This window comes from Pseudomonas sp. MIL19 (assembly GCF_028680365.1).
Classification (GTDB): Bacteria; Pseudomonadota; Gammaproteobacteria; order Pseudomonadales; family Pseudomonadaceae; genus Aquipseudomonas; species Aquipseudomonas spirodelae.
Genome location: NZ_JAPPVG010000062.1, coordinates 1 through 5,988 on the forward strand (window position 1 = coordinate 1; position 5,988 = coordinate 5,988).

Annotated in this window: 3 protein-coding genes; all 3 read left to right on the forward strand. The window is 53.2% G+C overall.

Annotation, left to right across the window (positions count from 1 at the left end):
* On the forward strand, nucleotides 1-2,795 hold a 2,795-nt coding region (locus tag N1078_RS19175; RefSeq protein WP_274089665.1), incomplete at its 5' end, for a DEAD/DEAH box helicase.
* A complete protein-coding gene (locus N1078_RS19180; RefSeq protein WP_274089666.1) occupies nucleotides 2,779-4,236 on the forward strand; it encodes a hypothetical protein in 1,458 nt (485 codons plus the stop codon). The genes N1078_RS19175 and N1078_RS19180, both read left to right, overlap by 17 nt.
* Nucleotides 4,236-5,942: a hypothetical protein gene (locus N1078_RS19185; RefSeq protein WP_274089667.1), complete on the forward strand. Its 1,707-nt coding sequence runs from the start codon at nucleotides 4,236-4,238 to the stop codon at nucleotides 5,940-5,942. The genes N1078_RS19180 and N1078_RS19185 overlap by 1 nt, the downstream gene beginning before the upstream one ends.
* Nucleotides 5,943-5,988: the final 46 nt, after the last annotated feature.

Genomic DNA, 5,988 nt, shown 5'->3' on the forward strand with positions numbered 1-5,988 from the left:
CTGGTAACAAAATCAGCAATCCGCCCTGGGTCAAATTTCAATCGGCAGGGTGGGTCAATTTTCCATCAGCGCCAACAGCCTGCAAGTTTGTTGATGCCAGCGTGGCCAGTCAGTTGCAAGACCCCGCCCAGATAGCAATGCTGGATGCGACACTGCGCAGCAACACCGCCTATCTTGAGCTTTGGAAACTCTACAACGATCTTTCTTGGAAACGGGCGCAAGAGGCTGCTTCCAAGCTGGGAGCCCTGCCATATGAAAGCTATCAGGGCTTCGAGCGGGCCGGAGGAAATGCTTGGCGTCTGATACCAAAAAATCAGGAAGCCTTACAAAAATTTAAAGAACTCTGGCAGCAACTAGAGTTGTCCGATTCGATTCAGGTTGAGTTGTCAGAGAACGAGCCCGACTGGTCCAGCGAGCTTATTGATACCAAGGCTCAGGAAAATGCCGTGCGTGGAAGGTTGAGCTTTGAGGCTCGGGCGCTGGTGATTCAACCTGATGCTCGACGGAAAGTCAGCAAGCCTCCGCGAGCAGGTTATATCTACTATTCCTTGGCCGGCGATCGAACCTCCGGCAAGCGGCGCGAGGAGGCTAAACGCGCTATCGATAGCGGTAAGCGTTTGCCGCAGTTGCGCTATCTGCTAGAGGGCGTCTCCGCTCCGGTTGAACGCCACCGGAAATTGCAAGACCTCACGCAATATGCCAAAGAAACATTCAAGGGCGGGACACCTACTGATCGGCAGCGCCGAGCACTTGCTGTTGCACTGAATACGCCAGATGTTGCATTGATTATCGGCCCGCCTGGCACAGGCAAAACGCAAGTCATAGCGGCGTTGCAGCGTCGTCTCGCGGAAGAAAATAAAAGCCAAAACTTACGTGGTCAGGTGCTGATTAGCAGCTATCAACACGATGCAGTGGACAATGCTTTGAGTCGAAGCGATGTGTTCGGTTTGCCTGCCGTGCGAGTGGGCGGCCGAAACTCCACTGGCCAGCCAAGTGTCCAGTTTGAAGTCTGGAGTAAGAAGCTGGCCGATCATCTGAATGCCCGAGTCCTAGAGCTTGAGCAGAAAGAGCCATTGTTGGCACACATGAAGGCGCTGCGCCGGCAGTTCCAGTTGTTGCGTATGGCAGGACTAGATAGTGCTGGCCGCATTGCTGCGCTGGATAAGGCTAACGGTTTATTGACCGAGGTGCAGGGCTGCGGGCTGCGTGTTCCAAGTGTTTTGGAAACTCAGTGGCAGGATTATCTGGATAGTCAGCAGCAACAGATTCACAAGGGCGTGCCTAATCGTGATTTGCGCTTGGCTCGAGTGCGAGGCTTACGTGTTGAGGCCTGCGGCTTTGCCGATGATGGCGCGGATCGAGCGGATGACTTGTTGCGCTGGTTGGGTCGAGAGCGGATCCAACTCGATCCGGAGCAACAGCAGCTTTTAGAGGCTGCTGCAGAAGCTCTAGAGCCAGATGAACAGCAACTCCAGGCCTTGCAGCAATTACGTGATCATCTCTTAGATCGTCTATTACCGGACTATCGTCCCCCGGAAATTCGCTGCCGCATAGATAGCCAAGGCCTGACGCTGCTTGCAGATTTGGAGTCGGTGCTAGAGCAAGGCATTACTGCCAGTCGCAAGGGCATTGCTGGGGTGCTTGGACAATTGACTAATGCCTTGACCTTCGACCCGCAGCAAGCGCAAAGCGCAACCGAAGCTTACGCGATGGTTGTTGGTGCAACCTGTCAGCAATCTGCAGGAGCGCAGATGAGCAACCTCAAAGAAGTGAGCGGTTTGGAGAGTACCGCCATCACGTTCGATACAGTCGTGATTGATGAGGCTGCTAGGGCCAACCCACTTGATTTGTTTGTACCTATGGCTATGGCAACGCGCCGAATTGTTTTAGTTGGCGATGATCGCCAGTTACCTCACCTGCTGGAACCAGATATTGAGGAGGGGGTTGCGGCTGAGCACAACTTGACCGACCTCCAGCGCAAAGCTTTTGAAACCAGCCTGTTCGAAAGACTTCGTATTCAGTTACAGCGACTGGAAAGTGCCGACGGTATTCAGCGGGTGGTCATGCTCGATACACAGTTTCGCATGCACCCCGTCCTCGGCGACTTCATCAGTAAGAACTTCTACGAGTCCGTCGGGATGGACGTGCTGATGTCTGGCAGGAAGGCAGAGGATTTTGCACATCAGTTGCCGGGGTATGAAGGCAAGGTATGTGCCTGGCTAGATGTACCTGCGGCACTGGGCAGTGAGCGAAAGCAGGGCAGTAGCCGTAGTCGAGAAGTTGAGGCAGAAGCTGTTGCGAATGAGGTTTTTAGGCTTTTACAGGCTGGTGAGAAGGACCTTTCGATAGGCGTCATCACCTTTTACTCAGCCCAGAGCAGCATGATCATGCAGGCTCTTGAACTACTTGGAGTGATGAGTAAAACCTCAGAAGGTTACCAACCGGTTGCTGAATATCGGTTGAACAGCAATGGTGAGGAACGTTTGCGTATAGGTACTGTGGATGCCTTCCAGGGTAAGGAGTTCGATGTGGTGCTGCTTTCGAACGTACGCTCCAGTACTCGAAAAGTATCGGCTAATAGCGAACATCCAGAGCAGCGTGACAAACAGTTAAACAGCAAGTACGGCTTTTTGCGTTTGGCTAACCGAATGAACGTCGCCATGAGTCGCCAGCGCAAGTTACTGATCGTAGTGGGGGATCTCAGCATGACAGGCGGTGAGGAGGCGCAGGAAGCGGTTCCAGCTTTAGTGAACTTCGTCGAACTGTGCAGGGGGACGTATGGCTGTATTCGCTAAGCGCTATCTGAGCTATCGAGACGAGCCTTATGGCAAGCGTAAACCACTGCTTTGGCCGGTGTATGTCCATCGCATCATGTATCCAGCAGAGCGAGACAGCGGACTTAATCTGTTCCAGCGGGCAGTGCTTGGGTTGCTCCGTGCCAACTGCCAGAGCTGGAGGGAAATGGCTGACTTGTTAGGCATGCACCCGGAAATGGTGCTGTTCATCCTGGCTCAATGTAACGGAAACGGCTGGGTGGACGGTCTGGGTAAACTGACGGATAGCGGCATTGTCTTGCTGGAAAAAGGCGAGGATCAGGATGTAGCGTTTAAAAGCGGTTTGATGTTTCAGGATGCGCTAAGCGGAGCGCTGTGGCCGCGTATCTCGAGTGATCAGCCGGAGCTTGTGCCCCTGCAGGACTCAGGGGATTCGCCCGTATTTAAACCCAATCGATCGAGTGGCAAGGACTTTCGCCCATATGTCTTGAGGGCTAGGACGGCGATGCCTCCCGAGTTGAGTCCCCAGGAAGTAATTGAGGCATATGGCGCTTATCGCCTAGACCATTTCAATGCCAATCAGTTGTATGGATCACAGGACTTACCTGAGCGAGTCTTGGCTCAGGGTATTGAGTTCATGGCAGAGCAGCCTGAACCCATGTATGTGCTGACTTGGATCGCAGAGGATCCATCCGGCGCTAAACCTTGGCAGCTTTGTGATCCTTTTGACATCAGGCAACAAGTGCCTTGGCTAGATAAGACCTTTTTAGAGATTCTGCAGCGTGACTCGCGCTTGGTGCGTGAGCTCGCAAGGATCACCGGCCGTCCAGAGCCTGAAAATCAAAGCATTGAAGAATGGATGCAAAGCATGGATCAAGCCATCGACATGGAGTTGTTGGCGGAGCATGCCTGGGCTTGTCGGCAGGATCTAATCGCGCGTTATTACTCATCTGTTAAACGGCACCTATTAATGATTGAGCAGGGGCTTGGCAAGCATGCACTGGATGCAACGCTCAATGATGCCCAGAAGCTATGCGAGGCTGTATGCCAGTGGATTATTCGGGAGTTCAAACCCGATATGGGCATATTCCCCAAAGTTACCAATTTGGATCCTTCGCTGAACCGGAGCATTTTGCGTGCACTTGAACTCCCGCCTTTGACGCCGGACGTGGTCAGTACGCTGGCATACCAGAATTTGAAGCAGGTTCGTAATGCATTGGAAGGCAGAAGTCAGTCACTGAAGGCCATGCTTTTTGGTGCAGTGCTCAGCACCCTAGAGGTCGCCAACCACCCGCTTAGGAAAATTCCCGCAGAAGAACTGGCCTTTGAGCAATTGCTTATGCTTGCAGACTTACGTAACGAGGCCTCTCACGCCAGCGGAAAAGAATTTAACAAAGACGACGTTGTCCGCCTGGGTGAGTTCGCCCTGGGCTGGACACTACTATTCAAGGATTGGATGTAATGGCTAAGAAAAAACATAGCGCGCCCAAGTCGATCCCGGCTTCGAATGTTGCGACAAGCAGTTCGCCAGTTAAAGTTTCGCCTTTTCTTGCATCGCTGATGGTCGGGGCGGGGGTGATGGGAAAACCTGATGCGGCCGAAGAACTCAAGGTCGATGGCGATTTCCTCGACGATCTGCGTTTAGCTCTGCCTACGGAGAAGGCTGCTCGCTTTGGGCCGTGGTTGGAGCGATTTTCAAGCTTCTGTAAGCAGCTTCAAAAGGAAAGTAGTGCATTGGCTGATGGCGCCGCTGGGTTGCAAAGTCAGGCCATAAGCCAGGCAGAGGCTTTTGAGCAAGAGCGGCAGTCACTTCTGGATACAGCGGAGAACGACCGCGAAGCGCTGAAGCAGGAAGAGGAGGAGCTATATAAACAGCGTGACTTACTGTTCACGGATCGCCAGCAGCTAGATGAGCAGAAACAGGCATTAATGCCTCGCTTAGAGTCAGCCGCGGCGAAAGAGTCTGAGCTAGCGGATAGGGAGTTGGCACTGCTTAGTCGCGAGCTGGACGCTCGTAGCGGGTTTGCCAGTATCAAGCAGCAAACACTCGAAGCCCTGAAGTCAGAGGTCAGGCAGTTGGAGTCAGAGCGCGATCATTTGCTCCAAGATGTAGCGAATCAGAAGGAGTCGTTCAATAGGGGCCAGCAAGAGCAAGATATGGCGCTGCAACAACGTGAACGAGAGCTGAGTGCCAAAGCCCTGAAGCACGAAGCAAGCAGACTGCGCCTGCAACGCCAGCAGGATGATCTTGATGATGAAAAGAGTCAGCTGCAGGCCCTTATTGATGAGGGCATGGAAGGAGAGCGCAATCAGCACCAGAGAGATCTTGAGCGAAAAGATAAGAGTCAGGAACGACTGCATCAGCAGATGGACGCACTGAAAGATCGCCTAGCCGGATTCCAAGAACTGATGGCGGTTTTGGGGGATAAAGAACCACAGACGTTGCTTGATGAACTGGAAGAGTTACGTCGCGCCAACTCAGCGTTCTGCGCCAGTGGATCGGCGGCAGATACACAACGCTTGGATCAGGAGAACGCAGGGCTTCGTGAGCAGTTGGCAGCCTCTGAAAGCCGGCTTCGAGATTTAGTGCCGGAGCTGGAACAATCAAAAATTGAATTGAGTCGCAAGCGCATGGGCGCTGCTGAACTTGAGACCTTGGCAGCTGAAAAGCGTGCACTGGAAAAACATAAGCAGCTGCTTAGCGTTCACTTGGGCGATTTGTCCGCGCGCATAGACCAACTTACAGACGCTAGCAAAGCCCCGTCCGCATTTCCGCAGCTCTCGGCGATGGATAGCAGAGATGATTGTAGGTTTTCCCCAGTATTGGAGCCTGTTCCAGATGATCTGGAGGCGTTCGCCAATGAACTCCAACAACGCATTGCCCAGGCAGAGGGGTTGAAAACGCCCCTTTACTATCCGATTGCAGATATACGTACCTTGCTTGGCGGCTTGGCCATGAGCCAGTTGCATGTATTTCAAGGCATTAGCGGTACCGGCAAAACCAGTCTGGCTAAAGCCTTTGCCAAAGCCATGGGCGGCAACTGTACTACCATTGCGGTGCAAGCAGGCTGGCGTGACCGCGATGACTTGCTCGGTCACTACAATGCATTTGAGAAACGGTTTTACGAGAAAGACTGGGCGGCCGCGAAAACTGAGTGCAACACCTGACCTTTCCGGTACGGTGCTGCCCCTATGTCCTATTCCGAACTCAGCG

Coding starts and splice junctions, on each gene's coding strand:
- N1078_RS19180 (WP_274089666.1), top strand. CDS start 2,779: ATGGCTGTATTCGCTAAGCGCTATCTGAGCTATCGAGACGAGCCTTAT.
- N1078_RS19185 (WP_274089667.1), top strand. CDS start 4,236: ATGGCTAAGAAAAAACATAGCGCGCCCAAGTCGATCCCGGCTTCGAAT.